A 23,914-nucleotide genomic window follows, 5' to 3' on the forward strand; every position below is an offset into this window, starting at 1 on the left:
TTTGCGGATGCGAAATTCAAGCAATATGTGTTCAGATTGTTCCAGGAAGAATCTTGGAGCGAGGTAGGCATCTGCAATGGATCTGATTCCCCCAATGCATAAGCCGAAGATTCTACAATGTCCTCTAAAGACGGGAGCAGAATCTAAAGCCTATTAAATCATGAAAATGGATACCCTCTTTCATGTTGACACATGAAATGTCTCGTAAAGGAGACTCTAAGCTAGCAACTTTTCAAAAGAAAGAGAACAGCGATACATTAAAATAGTGCATTGATGTTCTATAACTTCTTATTTCTTGATGAACTTTCCGGATAGGATGGCTCCATTGGCAAGCCTTGCTTTGATATAATACAATCCAGGTGCAAAATCCTTAACATTCAAATAGAATTGTTGCCCTTTAGGTATTGTGATCTTTTGCTCTCGGCCCAAAGCATCAACAATGTTCAAATCAGCAATTTCGGAAGAAGCTTTTATTTGAATCTCATGATCCGCTAAATTTGGAAAGACTTCAAGGCGGGCGTTTCCTACCCGAAGATATTCCTCATCAATGGCGAGGTAGTTAGTACCATTAGTATCGACGAAAAGAATCCTATATCCATCTCTTATAGCACCTATATTTAAATTTAAAATCGCTCGGCCATCGCTTAATACAAATCCATCAACAATTCTTATATCTGCATCACCTGAAAAGTCATTAGTAATTAAAGTCTTTTCGTAAAGAAGCTTGTTCCCTTTGTACATTCTAAGCAAGACAGTTTCGGTAGTTACTTGACCAAAATTAACCGTGTCGCGGTATTGATCTATCTCTTCCGCATAAAGGATGTAGTCACCTTTTTTTCTAGTCAAATAGAAACGGTTCTTTATGGGGAACTTCATAGTATCTGGATGATATCTTAATGAATCCAGTAATAGCACTGTGTCAATCAGCGAGTTATAAATTCTCTCAGAAGTGATCGTTTTGCGATAAAAGTTTCCATTTGGGTAGAATTCGATGCTGTCTTTCAAAATGCCAAAGCCATTAGGATCAAAGTAAAAAACCTCAGAGGGCCAGATAATAGGCGGAGCTAAAAGACTTAAGTCCTTCAAGTCAATTAAACTATAAAAGGACATGAAAGCTAATGGATTACCAACAGAGTCTCGCTTGACAAAATGTGCAAAGCCATAAGCGGAATCTGATTTAGACTGTAAGGGAGCAAATAGTGAATACTCAAACAATCTATAGTCAGATGGGGCGGAATAATTCTGTGCAATGCTATCATAAGGAATTGTTAAGATAGTATCACCTGTAGACTGATCAACTGCAGTAAACTCTTCACGAAGGATATTATCTATCCAAAACGTGGAGTTGGAGGCTACCGTAATTTGGGTTCCATTTCCATATGGAACGTATATAGAACCTTCGCCTTGCCATAGAATCGTGTCACTTCCGTATGCATGAAAAGAAAAGCATTGTGATAAAGTCGTTTGATCTTTGTAGCCATCATAGGTAGTAGTATCAGAAAACAACAAATACCCTTTTGAATTGGTCCAAGAAGTTCCTCTACCGACTGGGCAGTCCAAATTCACATTATTCAAATCAAATAATTGAACCTGGCCTCCATAAGCATCGGTTTTAAGTAAGCGCGGATAGTCGGTCCAGGAAAATACTCTGTACCTGCCAACAGAGGCCATCATGAGGGAATCTCCCACAACATAGAGTTTAAAATGAGTGGATCGACTGGAATAATTTGAAAGCAATGCCTCCGATCTAAATGTGGCCTGACTTTTACCGCTCGAAAAGAAAACGAAAAAGATAACTATAGTGACGAAGAATCTCATTAATACACTAAAAGCTTTTGGTTTGAGATAATACCTTCTGATGATACTGAAATAATGTAAAAACCAGATTTAAATCCTTCAAAATTAACCTCTGACTCATTTTCCAAAAGCTTTTTCTCAAACTTAAGAGTGCACTGTGAGTCATAAATTCATAGCCTTTTGATCGGTTTCAGCTCCATAAAGCTGCTCAAAAAAACCACCAATTTTTGGGTTTAAATAGTCTTGGGCATTAATAGAAAGCCCAATTGTGCAAAGCATAAAAAAGTAAAAGTATTTCACGATTAATCAGTTTATATTATTAGCTACTGCAAGGTAGAAAAAAATAGTACCTTCACATTGAAAACCAGGTTATTAAAAACAATTAGATGTTCTACAGTGAGAAATTGATAAAAATTAGTGTCAATGAAGCTTAGAGTCTTTCACATAGTTAAAGCAATTATTTTGTTGCTGGTTTTTTCAACGAGTTTAAGCTATGGGCAGTGGAATACTAATGTGGCTATTCTTCACTTGCATGATTCAACTTATTCGGTGAAAAGCGAGCCCTTTCAAATTAATACTTATGGTGATTCTGGGGTCTGTATTTTTGGTGGTGCTATTTACGATGGACTTATATATGCAGGTTCCCGAGCTATCGAAGCAGAAATTAATCCTGTTGATGGGTCCTATTTAAGGTCATCTTCGCCCCGAAAACTGTCTCAGTCTAATGACTCTTACAGTAGTGTGTCATTCTCTTTTCCGAATCAAAACCGAGTTCTTGTACGAAATCGTTATTCAACTAGTGCTGTACAAATAGATTCGGTGAGCCTTAGAGTTACCTCCAGTGATTCGGTTTTAGCCATCTATGGAGGCGACTGGTCTGTAATAGAGTACGAGGGTGCTCAAGCAAGTTCTGAGGTTTGGCTGCGTAAAAATGGTGATGGTCTGATTTGTAAAAAAATAGATCTAGTTGATGCTTCTGAATTGCAGTATCTTGACTTGGAGAAGCATTTACACGACTCCTTGTTTGATGCTAAGAATCCTTCTTATTCTCTAAAGAAAGTATTAATTGATGGTTCGAATATAGTGCTTGAATTTATTCGGTTTGATAATTCCATCCTTGATCCTATCACAGGATTGCCATACCTTGAACAGGCTACCTTATCCATTGATACTGTTTCCTTGGCCATTACAAATTCTAAGTATGCTAAAGTGCCTTACAAATCTGGTAATGTTGTAACAAGTAAAGAAGGTGATCGAGTATTATATGTCGATGAAACTAGTGTGCGAGATATGACCGATACAAGCATGAGGAAGAATGTGTTTTTGTATAATTACGCAGATAGCTCATCGGTAAGTATTTCATTCAAGTCAAAGTTTTACATCAACATTTTGGGATATGAAATTATTTTTGGTTCAGGTATATATACACAGAACGGATATTACCTGATGTTTTCCCCGACTATTAATTTTCCCCCAAATGGCATAAATGTATATGGGGTCCGATTTGCGCTTTTTGATTCTACGGGGCAAGTCTTGTATGATGTGCAAACCAACAATGAATGGGTGCCATTATACTTTAATCAAGTGAAAATCCCGAAACGAGGTGAGGTCTATTTTAACATACAAGAACATCGGCCGGCAGATAATATCATTCTTGGTAAGATTGATTTAGCTGGTAATAACCCCTTATTTGTGAAGAGCCCATTGTCTAGGAATGAATTATCGATTGACAATTCTCAAATTTCACTTTTTCCAAATCCTGCAAGCAGTTATGTTGAAGTAGCAAGCGACACGGCAATGGAGGAACTTAGAATAGTAAACTGCCTAGGTCAATTGGTTTATTATTCCGAGGTTAAAGGAAAAAATCACCTAATAGCTACAAGGGAGTTTGCAAAAGGAGTTTATACAGTTACAGTAAGAACAGACCGCGGTTCGGTGAGCACTAGTAAATTGCTTATAAATTAAAACAGAAGCAAAAATTAGGTGCAGGGCATTTGTTGTTGCAGATATGTGTCCTTCAATTATTCTGATGCCTTCTTACCTAACTCTAGGTAGCAATGCCGCTTAATCCCTGGTAATAGCCTTTAATTGAGAAACTTGATAAAAAGCAAAAGCCCCACACAAATCGCTTTGCGGGGGCTTTTAAGGGTTTGGCAGTGACCTTGGAAGGAGTCGAACCCTCAACCTTCTGATCCGTAGTCAGACGCTCTATCCAATTGAGCTACAAGGCCGGCACTGTTTCCGTTTCTGTAACGGGGCTGCAAATATAAAGACAATTTCAATCCTCGCAAGTGCTTTTGAGATTTTAATTCAATTTTCGAGCGGCGGGGGATGCTTGTCCCTTGAAAGGCAGTGCGAATCAAGGCTGGATTAATTTTCTAGACCTGGGCTGGCGCTACAATTCTCCGTATCTGCCGAATTAAGATTACATAGAATAATGGGATCAAGATGATGCCAATAAGCAGACTGCTGAGCAGGATGGAATTACCATCTAATTCTAGGGGTAAGATCAGATTTAGGAATTCTTGATAATAAGAGCGGAGGGCCAGGCTAAGCAAAGCGGCAATAAGCAATCCCAGCAGGCTAATGCCAATGCTTAGGTATTGGTAGAATTGGGCAATCCTCTTTACTGAATAACCCAATAAATGCAGGCTTCGTAATAAATCGCGGTTTTTCTGCAGGATAAGATGAGTGCTCAGCAAAACAAAGAAGAGCGCTAAAATCATGATCAGAATTCCCATAGCCGCTAAAAAGTACAAACCGCCTTCCATTAGAAAGGATAGCTTGTTGTATTCCATCTTTTCTTGATTGAGCTGATAATTATGCTCTTCGGCGAAACGCAAGAGTTCTTCCGCTTTGGGCGAATTTAAATCGAGGATCAAGCGACTGCTTCTCCGCGCTTCTCCGCTGCCATATTTTCGATTGGCGGCACTTAGAAATTCATCCGGTACCAAAATCGAATTGATCTTAGTGCTGAAGCCTACAATCCTACTGCGGAACTGCGCTTTTTGGCCACGGCCATCCAGCTTTAGCTGAAAAGCAATTTGATTGATGGTGCTTTTTGAAACTACCGGTAATCCCTGACTTTCAGCAAAGCCCAAATTGTAAAGGGTGAGATAGGATTCCGGTATAATGATGGGGACAAAATTTTGCCCTTCTTCCCAGTGCCAGTCTTTGGGCTTTAGGTCGAGATAAGCATCCGGGATACTCTCTAAAAACAATTCGCTGTAAAAGCCTGGCATTTGATTAGTGCCCTCTAAAAAGGCGCCCACCTTAAATTGGGCCGCTTGAAACTGCGCCACCTCCTTAACATAGGGAAGGGCTTGGAGGGATTCCAACTCTTCCTCACTAAAGTAAATCCCGCTTTTATCCAGACTTTTAAAGAGGCTTACATTTTTACTGAGGATTAAATGCCTCTGATTAATCACCCCTTCCATTTCCTCAAATAGAGGCCCGAGGTCGGTTCTTAATTGGTAAATACTAATGAATAGTGTACAACCGATAACAAAGCTCAGCAGATAGCCCAGTAATTGAAATTTATGCAGGGTTTTACGCAGGAGCTTGATCATCATCACAGATTTAAATGTTGATCGATGCTTAAACTGGAATGGGGTTCCAGAGAGCTGATGATTAAGCCGGCATTACGCTCGCTTAGTTCCGCTTCAATAAGGCGGGAAAGCTGTTCGATATTAGCCTGGTCTAAATGACTAAAAGGCTCATCTAAGAATAGGAAATCAAAGGGTTGGCAAAGGGCTCGTATTAAGGCCAGTCTTTGTTTTTGGCCCAGGGATAGCTTCTTGCAAATTTGATGCTTATGGGCACTTAAACCCAGACTTTCCAGGTAGAAATCCAGTTTGCTTTCCGAACAGTACTGCGTGAGTTGGTTTTTCACTTGAAGGTTCTCCCAGGCGCTAAGCTCATCGAAGAGTTTTAAATCCTGGAAAAGGTAGCTTAGGTGCTGCTGGCGGATTTGGTCCCAATTTTTAGATTCTAGCCCTTCCCAAATAATTTCGCCACTGTACTGATTACTGCTGCCATAGATAAAGTGGAAGAGGGAGCTCTTGCCTTTGCCTGATCCGGCAGAAATTAAATAGCGTTTACCTTTCTCAAATTGTACTAAAGGTTCCAAATACACAGCAGAGGCCAAAACATCGGCCTCTGCTACATAATTGGGTTTAGTATTTTTAAGAATGATCTTCAAAGGGCTGTTTTAGAAGATAAAGTCTTCAGACATCTTTAAGATTTCATGCAAGCTATTGTGTTCCGTTTTCTCCGTTTTCAACTGCAATTTCCCTTTATTGCTTCCTTCGCTGCTTACTTCTAAGCTGCGTAAACTTGAAACCCAATTCATAACTGTTTCAGGAGCACGCATTAAGCCATCCCCAATCAGGCTTTGTACAATTTCAGGATAATCTGCCTTGTTTAGGTTCAGGTACAAGGTGACATGAGAATTCTTCATATTGGCAGCCATGGGGTTATTCGAAAGGCTATTTTCTCCAAGTCCGTCCTTTTGGAAGGCTTTCACCAATTCGGGATCATTGCAGAATAGGGCCATATCATCTTTAAACTCGAAGTAGAATACGGTTTTCCCCAGGTCCATTACATAAGACCCTTTCTCTGTTTTAACGATATTATTCTTCAACTTTTCGTTCTCCAAAAGCTTTTCGAAAGTGCTTTGGTCCTTAAGGTCAAATACAGAGGCTAGACGGGGAATGGCATTATTTTTAACCTCTTCTGTAGGAACGAAGTCAAAACCACCTTCGTAAACAGAATCGCCAATACTATTGTCGTAATAGGCGAATTTCTTGGGATTGTATTCTTGCTTATAGGTGGAAATAGTGTCGGTGTGTGCTTCGAAACTATAAATGCTAAATGCTCCGGAACCGGCAAAACTGCTCAGGATATTATCCATGCTCATGCCAGTGGCTTGTTGAATTTGATTAAGCATCATATCCGTTTCGGGACTTTCGCCTCCAGCGCTCATGAATTTATACATGCCCTCGGGGTTAATGGCAAAGCTGGCATTCATATAACTTTCTTTGGGAAGGTAGTTGAGGAGCTTTTCATTGAAGCTCTGATCGTATAGACCGTATTCCTTCTGTAATTTGGCTAATTCATCACTGTAATCATAAATAGATTCTAATTTGATCCCTTCATTCGTGAAGTCAATATGCAGCGATAAATAGTTATCATCCAAGCTGTATGGCATGTTTGAAAGATCCTGATAGGCTGGAACAATATCCTTTAAATAAGCGAAAGAAAGCCAGAGGTTTAGGTCTGTACTACGCTCGTAAAAACGATTAAAGGAAGCCACATCCTTGATGGTGGCTTTACCATTTAAGGCAAATAGAGATTCGGTCTGGGCCATAAGGGCTTTGCTATCTTCGTTATTTTGGCCAGCCATGAAGAGCATTTTGGAATTATCCCAGGCGAGAATAGCATCATCAAAAACTACAGTTTTAAAAGTGCTGGCTTCTTCAATTTGAAATTGAGATGGGAGGTTCAGCTCTTTTTGGGATTCAGCCAACATTTGCGAAACAAAGGCTTCGAATTTTTTTCCATCCGACAAATCGGTACTTAGGGCTATATAGCGACCTTCGCCAGCATCGCGAGTGGAAAATAGAAAGAAATCTGAAAGTACATTAATGCCCGTTTCGCTGGGATTAGAGCGGTACTTTTTATAAAGTTCACCCAGTTCTTTGGATTCGTTACTCACTTCATCTTCCAATAATTGAAGACTCTTAAAATCGCCCGCATTCAATTCGGCCTTCAAGGCTAAACTTTTAACATCCAAAACGGATACGAGGGGGCTTTCTTTAGGAATGAGGTCTAATGCAGCCGGATTTTGACTACAAGAGCTAAGGAATAGTCCAAGCGACAGGACTAAGATTAAATTGCGAAACATGGTTCTTTGATTTTTCATTGATGATTATTTGGATTGGCGTGATTTATATAGCAATGCTCCTTCCATGGACCCATGGTCTTGGAAGATGAATGCTTGGGATTCTGATTGATTTTGAGGAAAGCGAAACAGGAAAGGCTTAGATATTAATGGTTTAAGGGGCCCTAAAATTAGAAAATTTTATAGAAGGGCAGCTGAATCTCTAAGCTTAATTGAAGGGGCTAAAAAGGGGAGGGGAGTCTCTAGTTGATTTCCGCGCTCAATCCTCTTTCTAGAAGACTGCTGCAACGAGGTTCCAGCTCGGCATAGGAGCCGGACTTAACCGAGCATTTTCCTTTGTAATGGGTGATCACCGCACATTGTTCGGCTTGCTCCGGACTGTGTTCACAGATTTCCATTAAACAGTGGATTACCCAATCGAAGGTATTTACTTCATCATTAAAAAGAACGATCTCATGCCAGGCATCTTTTTGCTCCAGCACCGCCGTTTCTTCCTGCGATTTCCATTGTTCTTCAAACTTCATTAGTCCTCCGCTCTTTTACGCTTCAATTTTACTTTGTTTTCTTCACCTCGCAGCAAACGCACAATGTTTTTGCGGTGGGTAATTAAAACGAGTAGGGCAATAGCAAAACTGAAAATGATTAAAACTTCCGATGGTTCTTTAAAACGGTAGATCAGCCAAAGTGGTAAGCTCAAGGCAGCAGCCATGCTGGAAACGGAGACGATACGAGTGGCCAGTAAGAAGGCTACAAATACACCCATGGCTAGAAGGGCGGCTCCGCTATGCAGGGCAATTACAACGCCTAGTAGGGTAGCAATTCCTTTTCCACCTCTAAAGCCAACATAAATGGGAAAGAGGTGACCAAATACGGCTAAGAAGCCCAAACCTAACATGGCTATTACCGATTGCTGATCGGCAGGTAAGAGATGAATCAATTTTACCGCCGCAAAACCTTTTAAAACATCTAAAACCAAAACCAGCGTGCCCGCCTGTTTCCCTAATACTCTAAAAGCATTGGTGGCACCGGCATTTCCACTGCCATGCTCGCGCAAATCGATCCCGAACATCCAGCGACCGATCCAAACAGACCAAGCCAGTGAACCCAGGAAATAGGCAATAAGCAATAAGGCAATTATCATTTTGCAAAGGTATTAATTTGCCTGAGGCTAAATTAATCAGGGGCAAGGCTTTGAAGCCCAGTACTTAGGCTGAGCTTCAAATGCAAAGATGTTTTGGGCCTTAGCTGGCCATAATATCACCCAAAGAATTATCGTAAATCTTACGGTAATCCTCCATGTGACCCCAATCGGTATCGTCGATGCGGATGCTGCCCTTGGTAACGTGACCCATCAAATCGAATTCCACTCCATTCAACATCATTAAGTCGATGAAGGCATCTTCATTATCAGGATTTACGCTCACAATTACGCGGCTCTGGCTTTCGCCGAAGAGATAAGCATCACGACGAATGGCAGAATCGGAAGTGATATCAAATCCTAAATTACCGGCCATGGCGCTTTCCATTAAGGCAACGAATAATCCACCTTCGGAAACATCATGAGCAGAAGCTAATACGCCTTTGCGGATCAACATCTTGATTTGCTCCTGAGTGGCGAATTCTTCCTCCAGACTAAAGAAGGGAGTAGAGCTTTCTTGTACACCGTGGATTTCTACCAAATACTGACTGGAGGAAATATCATTACGATTTTCACCAATCATATAAATAAGGTCACCTTTTTGAGCAAAGCCCAATGAGGTGATGTGTTTCTTGTCTTCGATAATTCCGATCATCCCAATAGTAGGAGTAGGGAATACCGGTTCGGTCTTTTCCTTGGTTACGGTTTGGTTGTAGAAACTCACATTACCACCGGTTACAGGAGTTTGGAATTTCTCACAAGCCTTACCCATGCCTTTAATGGCATTTACAAATTGCCAGTAAACTTCAGGGTTGTAAGGGTTACCAAAGTTCAAGCAGTTGGTGATGGCAGAGGGAATTCCACCGCTCACTACGATATTACGCGCTGCTTCCGCCACGGCAATCATCGCACCGGCCTCTGGATTGGCATGCACATAACGAGCATTGCAATCCACAGTCATGGCCAGGGCACGATTGGTATCTTTCAAGTTTACCACCGCCGCATCACTTGGGCGATTGGTACTCATATTTACGGTTCCCACCATAGAGTCGTACTGTTCATAAACATAGCGTTTAGAAGCAATATTGGGGTGTCCGATTAATTTCTTGGCTACTGCTTGTAAGTCATCAGGAACCTGCACATCATTGATATCGAATTCCTGATAGGCCTTAAAATAAGCAGGCTCTTTATGTTCGCGATAATATACCGGAGCACCACCACCTAATACCAGTGGATCGGCAGGGGTTTCGGCGATCAATTCACCATGCCAGTAATAGGAGAGACGGTCTTCATTGATAACCTCACCAATCTGAGCGCAGGGTAAATCCCATTTGTCGAAGATGGCCAGCACTTCGGCTTCACGACCTTTTTCGATAACGGCCAACATACGCTCCTGACTTTCGGAAAGCAGAATTTCCCAAGGCTTCATATCATCCTGGCGGGTTGGTACTTTATCCAAATGGATTACCATACCCAAGCCACCGGCAGCACTCATCTCAGAAGTAGAGCAGGTAATACCCGCGGCACCCATATCTTGCATACCCACAATAGCACCGGTTTGGGCCAGTTCCATGGTGGCTTCCAAAAGTTTCTTTTCCTGGAAGGGGTCACCAACCTGAACGGATGGAATATCATCAGCCGAAGCTTCGGTTAAATCTTTGGAGGCAAAAGCAGCACCCGCGATTCCGTCTTTACCGGTATAAGAACCGATGATGAAAACCGGGTTTCCGGGACCACCACTTTTAGCGCTGATCATTTTATCTTTTTCGGTATGCAGGATACCGGCAGAGAAAGCATTTACTAAGGGGTTTTGCTCGTAGCATGGGTCGAAATATACTTCGCCACCCACGGTAGGAATACCAAATGAGTTTCCATAATTACCAATACCCTTGGTTACACCTTTTAATAACCATTTGGTACGCTCACTGTCGGCCTTACCAAAACGAAGGGAGTTTAACTGAGCAATGGGGCGGGCACCCATGGTAAAGATATCGCGGTTAATACCACCCACTCCAGTAGCAGCTCCTTGATAGGGTTCTAATGCACTAGGGTGGTTATGCGATTCGATCTTAAAAGCACAGGCTAAACCTTCGCCAATATCTACTAAACCGGCATTTTCTTCTCCGGCTTTAACCAGCATGTGCGGGCCATCCTTAGGAAGGGTTTTAAGCCAAACGATGGAGTTTTTATAGGAGCAGTGCTCACTCCACATTACAGAATAAATGCTGAGTTCGTTGAAGTTAGGTGTGCGACCCAGGATTTCTTTGATCTTATCAAATTCTTCGGGTAAAAGACCTAATTCTTTTGCGGTTTCTACGGTGGTTGCTTCTAAGCTTTGATCCATGAGGTGATTCGCTATCAAAAATGAAGCGCAAAGATACGCTTATATCTCAGCTCTAAAGTTCAAGATATCCACAAATGGACCCTTTTTACTTACTTCGCAGCATGTTATTCCGCAAGGCAAAAGGTCTGGAGATCGTAGTGATGGGAGCTGGCAGAGGAGGAACCTCCTTATTAGCAACCCTCTTAGATGCCCATCCGCAATTGGAGGTGGCCAGTGAAGATCATGTGGCAGAATATCTGGTGGAAAAGAATCCGCGCTATCCGGATGTAAGTTCCAAATTAGCCGCTTTTGTAAAAGCCTGTACTAAGGATGCTAAGCGCAGCAAATTGCGTTATGGCAATAAAATCACCACGGAGCAATTAGGTTTTTTGGAGGACTTTAAAGCGAATCCGGAGGTTCGAGACTTGATTCGCCAGGAACTTTGGGAAGGTCGAAAATTAGTTTTTATTGTTCGGGATGGTCGCACATGCATCAGCTCCAAGCTGGAAAGAACGGGAGTTGATTATGATACTGCTCTGGGTTATTGGAAGCATTCTGTTTCCATACTTGGCTATTTAAAGTCGCAGGACCTGGATTTACATCTTATAAAATTTGAAGATCTGCTGCAAAATCCCCGCAAGGAATTGGAGCAGCTTTGTGCCTTTTTAGGACTTTCTTATTCTGAAAGTATGTTGAGTGGTACTTCTTCCGATCGCATTCTGGTGGATTACCGCCAACAAGATCTCGATGCCAACCGCGTTCAACGCACAGTCGATTCCCGAATAAACCTTGCAGATATCCAAGAGGAACTCGACTTTCTGGCCTATTAATCAGAGGCTTATTTTAACATAGTGAAATATTCTGGTATGGATTATGTAGTATTTTTGCCAGCGAAGAACTATTCATTCTATGAAAAAAATTACTCTGCTCTTTCTGAGCATTTTTGCTCTAAGTGCTCAGGCTCAGACTTATAATATGATTCGTAATAGTAGTGACACTGCAAGTGATTGCAGCGGAACTCTATATGATCATGGCGGACCTACCGGTAGTTATTACAATTCCTCCAGCGATAATTTCTACATCCTGCCTCAAGGCGGGAGCTCAATCGACATTACTTTTACTTCCTTCGGAACTGAGTCTTGTTGTGATCGAGTGCGTATTTACGATAATGTAAATGGTACTTTAATTGGTACCTATGGCGGTTACAGCTTACCCAATGGTGGTGCCCCCATTAATGTGCCCAGCGGAGAAGCACGCATTCTTTTTACTTCCGACATTTCTATTACCGGATCAGGTTTTGCCCTAAGTTGGACTGCAGGTGGTACTGCTAATCCTACTGCTTCATTTAGCCCCTCAGTAAGCAGTGCAGCTTTAATGCAACCAGTAACTTTTAACAATACCTCCACCGGTGGCGGTTCCAGCACCTGGTATTTTGGAGATGGAGATTCAGCCTCTACTAATAATCCAGTACATGCCTATAGCAGTCCGGGAACCTATACCATTACTTTAATTCAGAGCAATTGCTACGGTGCGGATACAACTACTGGTACCCTAAGCGTGCAAGCTGCAGCTACTGTTTCGGTAAGTCCGGATACCCTTGCAGGCTCCGCTCCTTGTGGAGGCATTTACCGCGATACCTTGCAGTTTAGCTACCTCAGTGGTGGGGCTGCTTTATACGATATTAATGTTCGTGCCTTAACCGATCAGAATTACCTCACGGCAAATTTCGAAAGTTCTTTAAGTCCATTTGTGCGATCAACCACGGCTCCTACTACCTTTAATTCCAATGTGGTTTTAGGAGGAGCCGGACAGGGGAATGCTTATCTCCAATTGAGTGGTTATGCGGCCATGCAAGATGGTGTTTATGCCAATGTAAATGCCAGCGATGCCAACTACTTCAGTTTTATGATTTCGGTGAATTCATCTTCACGCTCCTATGTACAATTGGGAGATGAAATTGGTGGCTATTACTATACACTCTTGGGTTTGGAAGCTTATTACGGTAACCTCCGCATTCATGGTAATTATACCTACACTGTAGCCTTAAGTCCGAGTGTCTGGCATCAGGTGGAAGTGAAGAATATCGTCTATACCGCACGTACCTGTGATGTTTATCTGGATGGTGTTTTGGCCGCGGGTGGACTTAGCTTCAATTACTATTTGGCTAATGAGATTGATCGCATTGATATTGCGAATTACAATAGCTCGGCTAATGTGGCCTACGATGCCTTTAACTTGAAGAAGATTGGTGATGTTTCTCTGGTGAGCCTGAGCGATACCTTAGGTGTTACCACCGGTACGCAAGATATTGCCGTGGAAGTTGATTTAGCTGGAGCGATTGCCGGCCTTCAGCAATATATTCTGGAAATTGCTACCAATGCTACCGGTGCAGATAGCTTAATTCAAGTGCCCCTAAATGTTACAGTGACCGGAACTCCGGTTTATAGCGCTAGTGCAGCTTGTTTCAATTTTGATACCGCCTACATCGGGATTGCTCAAAATGATTCTCTGCTGATCTTCAACCAGGGTTGCGATACCATGGACCTGAACAGCTTGACTACTTCCAATACCGAATTTAGCTTGAGTCAAACGGCACTGAATATCGCACCCGGCGATTCAGCTTGGCTCTATATCAGCTATTTACCCGCGAACATCGGTTTAGTTGATGATACCTTATTCCTCAATGGTAACCTGGATACCGCTATATGCCTTTCGGCGGAAGCCTTTACCGCACCGGCTATTGCCTTCGATAGTGCTTCATATACAGTAAATTCTTATGGCTGTAATGATAGTATCCCCTTCCAGTTTTACCTCTATAATCAAGGCTCTGGGGCAAATTTGAACTGGACCTTAATTGGCGGAAACAGTCTTTTTGATGATTTTGAAAATGGCTTCGATCCTAGCATCTGGACCACCCATGGTTCTAACCAAATCTTTAATGGTTGCTATGAGCATTCAGGAACCAGTGCCCTCTCTATGATGGGAACCCTTCGAACTTCTGAAACTGTAATGCTCAATCTTTATCAAGGGGATTCAGTTGGCTTTTGGGCCTTCCCCGGAAACGGTGGTGGAAGCGGTTGTGAAAACCCTGACGGTGGTGAGGACATGCATGTGCAATACCGTTTAAGCGGTGCTAGCTTCTGGACTACCATTGGAACGATTTACAATTATAATACCGCGGCCGCTTATTATTCCTTCCCAATCCCGGTAAGTGGTCAAATGCAAGTGCGCTTGTATCAAAGTTCTTATACCGGTTCTACCTACGATCATTATCGTATTGATGATTTCCGCATTGTAAGCAGCTCTGCTTCTTCAGATTTCAATCCGAATACCGGCTCAACCGTAGCTGGTGACTCCGTTTTAATTTCAGGATACCTTCAAGTTGGCAACCTCTATACAGGAAGCTATCCACGTAGTATCCGTGTTCAAAGTGATGATCCTTCTCATCCCGATACTTTAATTACGGTAAACATTAATGTATACGGTGAACCAGATTTATGGGCATCTGCAGCTTGCATGACCTACGATACCTTGTACACCGGAGCAAGCAGCATTGATTCGGTAATGATTATTAATCAGGGTTGTGATGATCTCAATCTCACTGCTTATAGTTTAGGTGGTACTCAATTCGGACATAGCTTATCTCCCTTAACTATTGTTCCTGAAGATACCGCCTGGTTAGCGGTGAGCTTTAATCCGGATGGAACCTTACTCGGTTTAATTCGCGATACCCTAACCGTTAGCAATAATGATAGCATTTGGAAGCTTTGCCTGGAAGGCTTTGCTCAAGGGGCACCAGTGGCATCCTTAAATCCGGATTCACTTTCAGTAACCGTTACATATTGCGGTGATTCGATTAGTATTCCGGTATACCTTCGCAATAGTGGTTTAAGTGGCCTCAACTTCGATTATATTCAAGGAAATGGAAGTAATGGCAAGATTAACGTTGGGGTGGTAGGAAGCTTTGTGTACTCTACCGAGAGAACCAATATCTACAATATTGCCCTGTCTATGCCTGAGGTGAATTTGGTATATGTTAATGCCAGTTCAGAGGCCCAGATGACACAAGAATTAGATACTATCGATGTATTGATCGTCCCTGAAAGTAGCTCCATTTCTATGAGTACTACCTTCGGTCCGGCTTACCAAAACTTTGTGAGCAATGGTGGAGTAATCATATTTGGATACCAGGCCGTAGGATATTCAACGGCCTATAATATTATGCCGATCAGCAATAGTTGGAACCCAGGCTCGCCCATTCCAATTTCAATGCCTTCGCATCCGATTGCATCCGGCTTACCTTCAACCGGTATGTCTTATTTAAGTGCTACCCAAAGAGCCGTTTTTGTAAATACCGCTGGTCTGGAGCGTATTATCGGTGCATTTGGAACGGATGAAGCAGTCGTAGCGGCCCAGCCTTATGGCGATGGTATAGCGATTCATATTGGTTATGACTTCTTCCAAACCAATACCGATTTGGAGAATGTATTGAAGAACTCCATTATTTGGGGAGCCAGCAGAACCGGTGCTCCGGATTTCATTAGCGCCAGTCCTGATTCAGGATTAGTAGCGGTGGGTGATTCTGTATTGATTAATATCAATATTAATACCGCCGGTATTAGCAATGGTACCTACGATTACGATCTATTCTTCCAAACTAATGATCCGGCAAATAATCCTCTTCGTTTACCCTTGCACTTAGTAGTTAATGGTTTAGCCAAGGCTCAGGTGCTAGATAGTACTTGCATCAGCTTCGGTTCATCTTTACAAGGTGCTGCGGTTAAGGATACATTTGAAATTTATAATGAGGGTTGCGATACCCTGGATATTACATCCTATCTGGCTAATAACAGTGATTTTACCATCAGCAATATTCCTATGAATGTAGCTCCTGGTGATACCGCCAAATTAGAAGTGATATTCTCACCTTTCTCCGTAGGTCTTAGTACAGATACCTTGGAAGTAAGCACCAATGATACCACCATATATATCTGTGTAAGTGGCATTGGAGTAGGAGCCGCCTTACCAAGAGTAGAAGATGACACCATTTATTATCGCTTGCAGAAATGTAAGGTGATTGGCAATAAGCAAATCAAGGTGAAAAACTTAGGCCAAGGTCAAATGAACTTTGATATTCAATTTGGTCGTTTCTCCGACAGTTCTCAAATCGCCTACAATGTACCTGGTGCTAGCACCTTACATAACTTTAGCGGATTGCCTAATACCGCAGATAGTATCAAATTGCGCATCATTCTGAATGGTGATTACGATACCTATTCAGAGCGCGCTACCCTTTATTTGGATGGTAATTACTGGCAAACCCTTTACGATAACAACCGCTTTTATCAATTAGATACCCTGGAAATCTTTGTGGTGGGTACCCAAGTTGCGACCTTATTAGCAGATGGCATGCTGGATGTAGGTCTCTACAATGCTTCCAGCGTTGATGGTGGTGCCGGATCTTTCCACCGCGTAGAATTGGAAGTGGTGCAAACGGTAAACTGGGTTTCGGTAGTAGGCGCAAACGCCGGTTCCATTCCTGCCAATGATTCGGTAAACCGGAACTTACTCTTTAATGCAGCTCTATTGCCACTCGGTACTCACTATACTACCATGGTGGTTAATAACAACAGTCCTAGTCAGCCCAATTATCGCAAGCCGGTTAAGTTTGATGTAGTGGCAGAGCCAGAAATGGTATTGAGTGATACCTGTGCTTATTTCACTCTAACGCGATTAGGTGATACCACCAGTCGTTCGGTTACTATCTACAATGATGGATGTATGCCGCTGGTGATTAGCAGTATGACCTCTACCTCCAATCAGTTTAAGATCTATCAAAATTCTGCCACCATACCGGTAGGGGATAGCTTGGTATTGGATATCGACTTCATTCCGACTTCCGTAAGTAGTTTCTCAGCTTCTATTTTCATAATAAGTAATGATAGTAACCGTACCATTTGCTTGAACGGGCAATCTGGATCTATGCCGGTTGCAGACTTCAGCTTTAGTGATGAGAATATCTGTATTGGTGAGGTTTCCTTTAATAATAGTAATTCGCAGTATTTCAATACCCTCTATTGGGATTTTGGTGATGGTACTTTCTCTAATCAGAATAATCCAACTCATGTATTCCCGAATCCTGGTACCTACCGTGTAATTCTGCGTACCACAAATACCTTAGGTTTTGATACCATTTCTAAACTGGTAACGGTAAATCCATTGCTAGTGAACTTCGGAATGAGCAATGATACTATACAGTTGAGTGATACCGCTTTCTTTAGTGATAGCACCCCTAATGCTGTGACCTGGATTTGGGACTTTGGTGATGGATCCAGCTCTACCCAACAGAATCCTAGTCACCAGTATACAGCTCAAGGCTTGTACAATGTGAAATTAACGGTGATCGATAATCGTTCTTGCAGCAATACCCTAACTAAGCAAATCCGAGTAGAAAATAAGATTGGCTTAGTTGAATGGCAATTGGAGAATCAGTGGAGCTTGTATCCAAACCCGAATGAGGGTCGCTTTAAACTGCGCATGGAGCAGGGAGATTGGTCAGGCTTAGAAATCCAGATTCTGGATGCTCAGGGTCGTGTATTAGCGGCTCAGAAAGGCGGTCAGGAATCTGAACTTGACTTTGATTTAAAATTAGCCAGTGGGGTTTATCACTTGCAAATCTTGAAGCAGGGTAGCCTGATGGATCAGACTCGAGTGGTGATTCAACACTAAGAATAATTAAAATAGGCTAAAGCCCCTTCAGAAATGGAGGGGCTTTTTTAATGGAATTCTTCTGAATTCCAAGCAAGGCTATTATGATTGAGCCCAGACTTTTGTTTTATCATTTAGGCTTGCCTTGCTATCCAAGTCTTTTGACTTAGCATTGAAAGACTTATCAGACCTCCGGCCACCAAAATTGTCCCTCCCACAAAAGGTAATCCGGCTCCTATTAAATTGGCAAGATTAGCTGAGAATAGGAAGGGCAAGCAGGCAAGCATACCAAATAGCCCCGCCAAAATAGTGGCATAGGCCGCAAATCTACTTTTAAGGTTTAGGTCCTTCGCCAAGACTAGCTGATTGGGATTCTTAATTTCCGATTGCAGGCTAGCTAAAGGCCGTTCTGCAAAATCTTCTAATCGCCAAGAAGCAATGGCGATGCATTCCTTTCCTTTTTGATAATCTTGATAAAAAGTGAACCAGGAGCTTGGAAGTAGCAGGGCACCGTAGAGTAAAATTGCTAAGCTTGGCAAGCTAAGGTTGCCATTACCAATCATAAATGCTTGTAAGCGAATTTCTCCTTCAGGACTCATGGGGTAATTGAGTAGGACATGTTTTAAATCATGACTTTCATAACCGGGAATGAGACTCAATTGATGTTCATCCAGACATTTTGCTACTTCTTTTCCCAAGCTGCCATCTGGCATAAGCCTTAATTGAACGGCTTGATCATAGTACTCCTGCATATTGTGAACATGAGCTATGAATGCAACACTGGTTTTAAAACTCTTTTCAATAATGCTTTCGGCGAGTCTTCTGCGAATATTCATGCTGTTGTGGTTTAAAACAAGAACGAAAAGCTTAAAATTTAGTCTGCTACTTTTCAGACTTTAGGAAACTGTTAACAGCATTCAGGTCGCAGTGGAAATCTTACCTTGCTGAAGAAAAAAAGGACCTATGAATCTTAAACCACGCTTCGAGACTTTTAAAGGATTAGTTTTGATAGGCTTGCATCGTAGGATGTCCATGGCCCAAAATCAAACCTTCGAATTATGGAAGGAATTTGGACCCCTGCGCAAGGCTCTGGCTCCCGAAGCCAATTTGTATGCAGTTGAGGTTTATCCGGATACTGATTTTTTTCAGAAATTCTCTCCCTTGCGGGAATTCGAAAAGTGGGCGGCCATATCCAAATCGAATGTGGCTGAGGTTCCGGAAGCCCTCTCCGAAATCGAAATTCCCTACGGGGAATATGCCGTTTTTTCCTATCGAGGTAAACCCAGTGAAGCGCAAGCTACCTTTCAATATATTTATGGGGAATGGCTCCCCAAATCAGACTATGAAATGGATGCCAGACCTTATTTTGCCTTGATGGATGAAAGCTATAAAGGTGAAGATCCTGATTCGAAAGAGGAGTTTTGGATACCCATTAAAAAGAAATAGAAATGCAAGAGGATATTGCTAAATACCATGCTGCCCTGGAAGGAGAAGACCTTCAAATTGCTGAACAATTGTATCAATTAATAGAATCCGAATTAAAGGAGACAGAGGCCAAGGTGTGGCATGCGCATCCGGTTTGGTTCATGGATGGAAATCCCATAGCGGGCTATAGCAAGTTAAAGTCATGCATGCGCCTGCTCTTTTGGAGCGGACAAAGCTTTGAAGAGGATTGCCTCAGTCCGGAAGGCAAGTTTAAAGCCGCCGAGATCCGCTTTACATCTGCCAATGATATTGATGAAGAGGCCCTGCGAAGATGCCTACAAAAGTCTATGGAGATCCAATGGGACTACAAGAACATTGTGAAGCGCAAGGGACGTTTGGAGCGTTTGAAGTAATAGGCCTTAAAGTGCTTGAGGAAGCTCCAAAAGAAGTTCCTCTCCAGGACTAGGTTTTTCATCGTGCTTAATAGCCATTAGAGTATATTGAAAAATAAAGTTAGCTTCTTGATCCATTAGCAATTTCTGAGATCGCTCTCGATCGCTAAAATTCGAAAATGCCGGCATTTGCAGTTTTTCGGTCTCGCATGGGAATTGTTTATGCTGACTCATATGACTAAATAGAATTCGCGCCTTTACCCGCCAAAGATGCTCACTTTCCATAGACTTGAGCAGACTGTTTTGCGGTAAACCTTCAATTGGGATTTTTAGATTGGCTATAATGCCCCAAGATTCGGAGAGATTCCAGGAGTCGATAACTTTAACTTTCATCATTGATATGCAAATGGCTCATCAGTTTAATCCCTTGTCGAGTTTAAAGGCAATTAGGGAAAGCCTTCGCCCAGAGCGCTGACATTAACTTATTTTCTGAACGCAATTTTGCTAATCTTTTATTCTCCTTGTAAAAGAAGTCCATATACTTCAAGTCTTCCTCGATGCTGTTTTCTTGTTTATAATCATCAAATTCCAGAAGAGTTTCTTCAATCTCAGATTTACTGGCCACAATTAAATTGAGGTTTAAAAGGTTGTCGACTTCTGTTTCAAACTCGGTAATTCCTAAATAGCTTTCTTCTCCAATATATGCGATGCTAATTATCCTTGCTGAGCTTTTTTGCGGCATATACATTTCGCGATCTTCTTTATTTCCCACGAAAAAGGTTTTAGAATCAATGCTATTCATCCGGTATATACTCTTTATTGAAGTGTACACCACGTAGCTATATATGCGATCGAAAGATTCAGAATTGTCGACAATGAGCTCGAGTTTCTTAGGGAACCAATTTTTACGGGCTGGACCTCTATCAATATTTATCCAACCTTGACTGGACCAGAGTAGGCCATAGCGTTCCATTCGATACTTTTCTCTTTTCCAGAGTACTTTTCGGTATTTGTCAGCAATTGTTTTGGCGACAGCTTTTTTAGCTTTTAATTCGGCTTGATACTTATCTCTTAAAGCTTTGAGCTCTGCTTTTACCTCTTCCAATTTATCCTGGTAAAAGTTCTTTAGCAGGGAGGCATATTGGTTTGCATTTTCCACTTTGCCTAATTTTTCACTCTGATACTGTCGAAAGGTTTTGGCAAGAGTATCATTTCCCAATATATTGGCAGCCATACTATCTAATTCCCAGAGGTTTTTATCCATATTTTCAATATAGATGTCGATTAGGATCTGACCTTCCTTAGCAAAAAATATACTCTGCAACCTTTTTTCGAATTCGCGTGTGGCGATTAAGCTATTCTCAAATTTTGGCCTTCGAATAGTTTTAATGGTGGCGGGATCTACGCCGCAATTTACTATTGAGTCAGATTGTCTTATTGAGCTGGTATCTAGTGCAACTTCTTCGTGCCAGGAAAAGGATTCAGCGGTGTATTCGCCGTTTACAATCTGACTATTGGGATTGTTAAAGGCTTCATTTAAAACAATAGTATCTCTATCTAAAGTAATGGGATTATTATAGTTAAGGCTGTAATACAAGCTATCTACCAGTTCTTTGCTTAGTTCCTCGTGTTTACGAAAGGGAAGTCCGGCTGCAGCCGTAGCTTCGAAATCTTTAGGGTAAAAATTGAGTAGATCGAGATCAACAGTTTGTAAAAAGGTTTCCAGCTTTTTAGGCTCAATCCAATCCATATTACCATTTTCATCTCGCAGTCCTTTATAAGCCATCATCCCAGCTTTGCGTTCTGCGGTGGGGATTTCTATGTAAATTGGATTATTAGGGTCAATCTTTAGATCCTCACCATTTGCACTGGCCTTGAGGTATATCATTCCATCTGTTTCGAGTAGATCTGTGCCCGAGGTAGTAGTGAGATTGGAAAGAATCATTTGATCCAAGGTCAAGGCTTCAGCTAACTCCAGTTGCACATTTTCTAAAACAGGCTCTCCTTTAGCATTAATAAAAGATCCTTTTGGTATTAACACCACAGTCCCTTCTTTGCCTTCTATTACTTGATTAGTCTTAGTATCAATATCGAAATATTGACTTTCAACCATGCTTTCTTTAAAAGGGTCACTTGGATGGGATTTTAAATGGGCTAAGGCAGTTTTGGAATCCGTTTGACACTGCCAAGTCAGACCACAGATTAGACTGAGAGCAAAGAATTTGGAAAAGCGATTAAGCATGGTTACGATTTAAGTTAATTGGATCTTAGCAAGGGTGGACAAGAACCTATTTCAAGATGAAAGGAAATTAAGGTTTTTCAATTATCCCTGCATCCGGGAAAGGCTGTCTCTCTTAAACGGTTTAGGCTTTGATTCCATTGTAGTTTTGGCTGAGCATTGCGATTTTGTCGCAAGGCGCTCAGTAATTCAAAGTCACTATTACTTTCCCAAGTATAGTAGTTCAGGTCCCTGATTTTGATAGCCAAGTTATTTGGGCTGATAGGCTTGGGATCCATTTTTATAGATCGGGAATGCCCGGTTAAGACATAATTAAGGCCGAAAAAGTATTGTTTGTTTTTTACTGCCAAGCAAAGCATTATCGCCGAATTTTCAGGAGCTATGAGCATTTCTTGATTTTCAGGACTTCCCAAATTAAAGCTTTTGGAATCGGAGCTTTTCATTGGGTAAATACTTCGTTTGCTGGTGTTGATGAAGTAACAGTCTATTCGATCAAAGCTGTTTCCATTTTCAACTAGCAATTCCATTTTTTGGGAAACACAAGAGTCTATTGGACAGGATCGAGCTACATTAAGCCAACCTTGATCAGTCCAAGTGAAGCCATAGCGTTCTGAGAGGGATACTTTCTTTTTCTTCTGGAAAATTAAAAACCTGGAATAGGAGCTATCATCTGCGGCTTGACCATTAGAACCTTTTCCGTAGACTACAACATCCCGGGCTTCTCTGAATTGTTTTAATACGCTTTGGAGCTTTTTCCTATAATAGTCCTTTAAGATGGAAACGTGGATATTATCTCCTTGCACAGAGCCCAATTTTTCATTTTGATAGGCTCTGAAAACTTGAGACAGCGAATCATTTTTAATCGCATCTGCCACAAGGCTATCTAATTCCCAAAGGTTTTTATCCAAATTATTTGTGTAGATATCCAGTATTTCACCGGATCGGCAGAAGTATAAGCTCTGCAGTCTTTTTTGAAACTCCCGACTGCCTATGAAGCTGTCTCGGTAGTCCTCAGAGCGAATGGCATTAATTTTTAGGGGATCAATGCCACAAAAATTAGTCCCGCTTTTTGTCTGTGCTTGTTTAAAATCAATTTTAGAGCTGTCATGATTATGGGAGCCTACTTCAAATTTTCCTTTCAACTCTCGGTCGACCATCATTGTACCAGATTTTCCGTTCCAGTTTGATAAACTGTAATAAAGGCTGTCTAAAAGAGCATCAGAAATCTTTTGATTTTTGCCTATCGGAAGGCTCTTGGCTACTTCTAATTTAAAATTGGGAGGGTAAAAATTGAATAGTTCGAGCCCAAGTGGAATTATATAGGATTCTAAGTTCTTCGGATCGTACCAATCCATATTGCCATTTTCATCCCTGGTTCCTTTATAAGCCATCATCCTGGTTTTACGCTTCGAACTAGGGATTTCGATATAAATAGGGATTTCAGGGTTAATGTCTAGGTCTTGGCCTTCAGCTGTAGCTTTAAGGAAAAGGATGCCTGCTGTTTCTTTTAGCTCCCCTTGATAGGCGGAACTAAGATTGGAAAGTACCATCTGGCTACTTTGTAAAGCTTCGGCTAATTCTAGCTTAACCGTTTCCATAACGGCTTTGCCATTGGGATAAAGAAAGCAAGCCTTTGGCATCACTATCACAGTGCCTTCTTTCCCTTCAATTACCTGGTCTAGCTTAGTGTCCACCTCAAAGAATTGACTCTCGACCATATTGATTCGATAGGGGTCTTTAGGATGATGTTTAAAGAGGGTGGGAGTGGAAGGCGCTTCAGGTTGGCATTGCCAAAGGGATAAGCTAAAAAAGCCTATGCAAAGGAATCGTATAAAGCGAAGATTCATGACTATTAAGCCAATTAGGGTGGACAGATTATTCCGGTCAAGATCGGAAATTATAGGTTTTTATTTAGCTATCCGAGAACTATTGCTTGGAGAATCGCGCATTGGTACTACTTGACCTGAATCATGTGGGTAATTTTTCGGTA

The 23,914-nt window shown here is 41.8% G+C and carries 17 protein-coding genes and 1 tRNA gene; 5 read left to right on the forward strand and 13 right to left on the reverse strand.

All coding sequences use genetic code 11. The features are described from left to right. Window positions 1-288 precede the first annotated feature (288 nt). Together H4K34_RS13915 and H4K34_RS13920 are read right to left on the reverse strand one after the other, a co-directional pair. Complete coding sequence (locus tag H4K34_RS13915) at window positions 289-1,689, reverse strand: T9SS type A sorting domain-containing protein (RefSeq protein WP_210757997.1); 1,401 nt, start codon at window positions 1,687-1,689, stop codon at window positions 289-291. A gap of 270 nt (window positions 1,690-1,959) precedes the next feature. Beyond that, complete coding sequence (locus H4K34_RS13920; protein ID WP_210757998.1) at window positions 1,960-2,097, reverse strand: hypothetical protein; 138 nt, start codon at window positions 2,095-2,097, stop codon at window positions 1,960-1,962. 123 nt (window positions 2,098-2,220) lie between these two features. On the opposite strand from H4K34_RS13920, the gene H4K34_RS13925 reads away from it, so the two are divergent. Further along, on the forward strand, window positions 2,221-3,762 hold the full coding sequence (locus H4K34_RS13925; RefSeq protein ID WP_210757999.1) for a T9SS type A sorting domain-containing protein: 1,542 nt from the start codon (window positions 2,221-2,223) through the stop codon (window positions 3,760-3,762). A gap of 192 nt (window positions 3,763-3,954) precedes the next feature. Here H4K34_RS13925 and H4K34_RS13930 read toward each other — a convergent pair. The 7 genes from H4K34_RS13930 to purL all read right to left on the reverse strand — a co-directional run bounded on the left by H4K34_RS13930 (window position 3,955) and on the right by purL (window position 11,181). Next, window positions 3,955-4,028 (reverse strand) — tRNA-Arg (locus H4K34_RS13930). Window positions 4,029-4,175: 147 nt separating this feature from the next. Next, entirely contained in the window at window positions 4,176-5,369 is a 1,194-nt protein-coding gene (locus H4K34_RS13935) for an FtsX-like permease family protein (protein ID WP_210758000.1), read from the reverse strand. Then, window positions 5,369-5,998 carry an ABC transporter ATP-binding protein gene (locus tag H4K34_RS13940; RefSeq protein WP_210758001.1) on the reverse strand — a complete coding sequence of 210 codons (630 nt, stop codon included), beginning with the start codon at window positions 5,996-5,998 and terminating at the stop codon, window positions 5,369-5,371. Before H4K34_RS13940 ends, H4K34_RS13935 begins: the two co-directional genes overlap by 1 nt. A gap of 9 nt (window positions 5,999-6,007) precedes the next feature. Continuing rightward, on the reverse strand, window positions 6,008-7,720 hold the full coding sequence (locus tag H4K34_RS13945) for a DUF4836 family protein (RefSeq protein WP_210758002.1): 1,713 nt from the start codon (window positions 7,718-7,720) through the stop codon (window positions 6,008-6,010). 221 nt (window positions 7,721-7,941) lie between these two features. Next, window positions 7,942-8,223 (reverse strand): ATP-dependent Clp protease adaptor ClpS, encoded by a 282-nt coding sequence (locus tag H4K34_RS13950; RefSeq protein WP_210758003.1) that lies wholly within the window; start codon window positions 8,221-8,223, stop codon window positions 7,942-7,944. Further along, on the reverse strand, window positions 8,223-8,840 hold the full coding sequence (gene plsY / locus H4K34_RS13955) for a glycerol-3-phosphate 1-O-acyltransferase PlsY (protein ID WP_210758004.1): 618 nt from the start codon (window positions 8,838-8,840) through the stop codon (window positions 8,223-8,225). The genes H4K34_RS13950 and plsY overlap by 1 nt, the downstream gene beginning before the upstream one ends. Before the next feature lie 100 nt (window positions 8,841-8,940). Further along, window positions 8,941-11,181 carry a phosphoribosylformylglycinamidine synthase subunit PurL gene (purL, locus tag H4K34_RS13960; protein WP_210758005.1) on the reverse strand — a complete coding sequence of 747 codons (2,241 nt, stop codon included), beginning with the start codon at window positions 11,179-11,181 and terminating at the stop codon, window positions 8,941-8,943. Between the two features lie 74 nt (window positions 11,182-11,255). On the opposite strand from purL, the gene H4K34_RS13965 reads away from it, so the two are divergent. Together H4K34_RS13965 and H4K34_RS13970 are read left to right on the forward strand one after the other, a co-directional pair. Beyond that, a complete protein-coding gene (locus tag H4K34_RS13965) occupies window positions 11,256-11,990 on the forward strand; it encodes a sulfotransferase family protein (RefSeq protein ID WP_210758006.1) in 735 nt (244 codons plus the stop codon). 79 nt (window positions 11,991-12,069) lie between these two features. Further along, a complete protein-coding gene (locus H4K34_RS13970; protein ID WP_210758007.1) occupies window positions 12,070-17,889 on the forward strand; it encodes a PKD domain-containing protein in 5,820 nt (1,939 codons plus the stop codon). Between the two features lie 113 nt (window positions 17,890-18,002). On the opposite strand, the gene H4K34_RS13975 is transcribed toward H4K34_RS13970, so the two are convergent. Further along, window positions 18,003-18,704, reverse strand: coding sequence for a hypothetical protein (locus H4K34_RS13975; RefSeq protein ID WP_210758008.1), 702 nt, complete (start codon window positions 18,702-18,704; stop codon window positions 18,003-18,005). 127 nt (window positions 18,705-18,831) lie between these two features. On the opposite strand from H4K34_RS13975, the gene H4K34_RS13980 reads away from it, so the two are divergent. After that, window positions 18,832-19,314 (forward strand): GyrI-like domain-containing protein, encoded by a 483-nt coding sequence (locus tag H4K34_RS13980; RefSeq protein WP_210758009.1) that lies wholly within the window; start codon window positions 18,832-18,834, stop codon window positions 19,312-19,314. Between the two features lie 2 nt (window positions 19,315-19,316). Further along, on the forward strand, window positions 19,317-19,706 hold the full coding sequence (locus H4K34_RS13985; protein WP_210758010.1) for a DUF1801 domain-containing protein: 390 nt from the start codon (window positions 19,317-19,319) through the stop codon (window positions 19,704-19,706). A 6-nt stretch (window positions 19,707-19,712) separates the two neighbouring features. Here H4K34_RS13985 and H4K34_RS13990 read toward each other — a convergent pair whose 3' ends face one another. The 3 genes from H4K34_RS13990 to H4K34_RS14000 all read right to left on the reverse strand — a co-directional run bounded on the left by H4K34_RS13990 (window position 19,713) and on the right by H4K34_RS14000 (window position 23,771). After that, window positions 19,713-20,081, reverse strand: coding sequence for a hypothetical protein (locus H4K34_RS13990; RefSeq protein ID WP_210758011.1), 369 nt, complete (start codon window positions 20,079-20,081; stop codon window positions 19,713-19,715). 40 nt (window positions 20,082-20,121) lie between these two features. Beyond that, on the reverse strand, window positions 20,122-21,927 hold the full coding sequence (locus H4K34_RS13995) for a hypothetical protein (protein ID WP_210758012.1): 1,806 nt from the start codon (window positions 21,925-21,927) through the stop codon (window positions 20,122-20,124). A gap of 77 nt (window positions 21,928-22,004) precedes the next feature. After that, entirely contained in the window at window positions 22,005-23,771 is a 1,767-nt protein-coding gene (locus tag H4K34_RS14000) for a hypothetical protein (protein WP_210758013.1), read from the reverse strand. Window positions 23,772-23,914 lie beyond the last annotated feature (143 nt).

Source organism: Croceimicrobium hydrocarbonivorans, assembly GCF_014524565.1.
GTDB classification, from domain to species: Bacteria; Bacteroidota; Bacteroidia; order Flavobacteriales; family Schleiferiaceae; genus Croceimicrobium; species Croceimicrobium hydrocarbonivorans.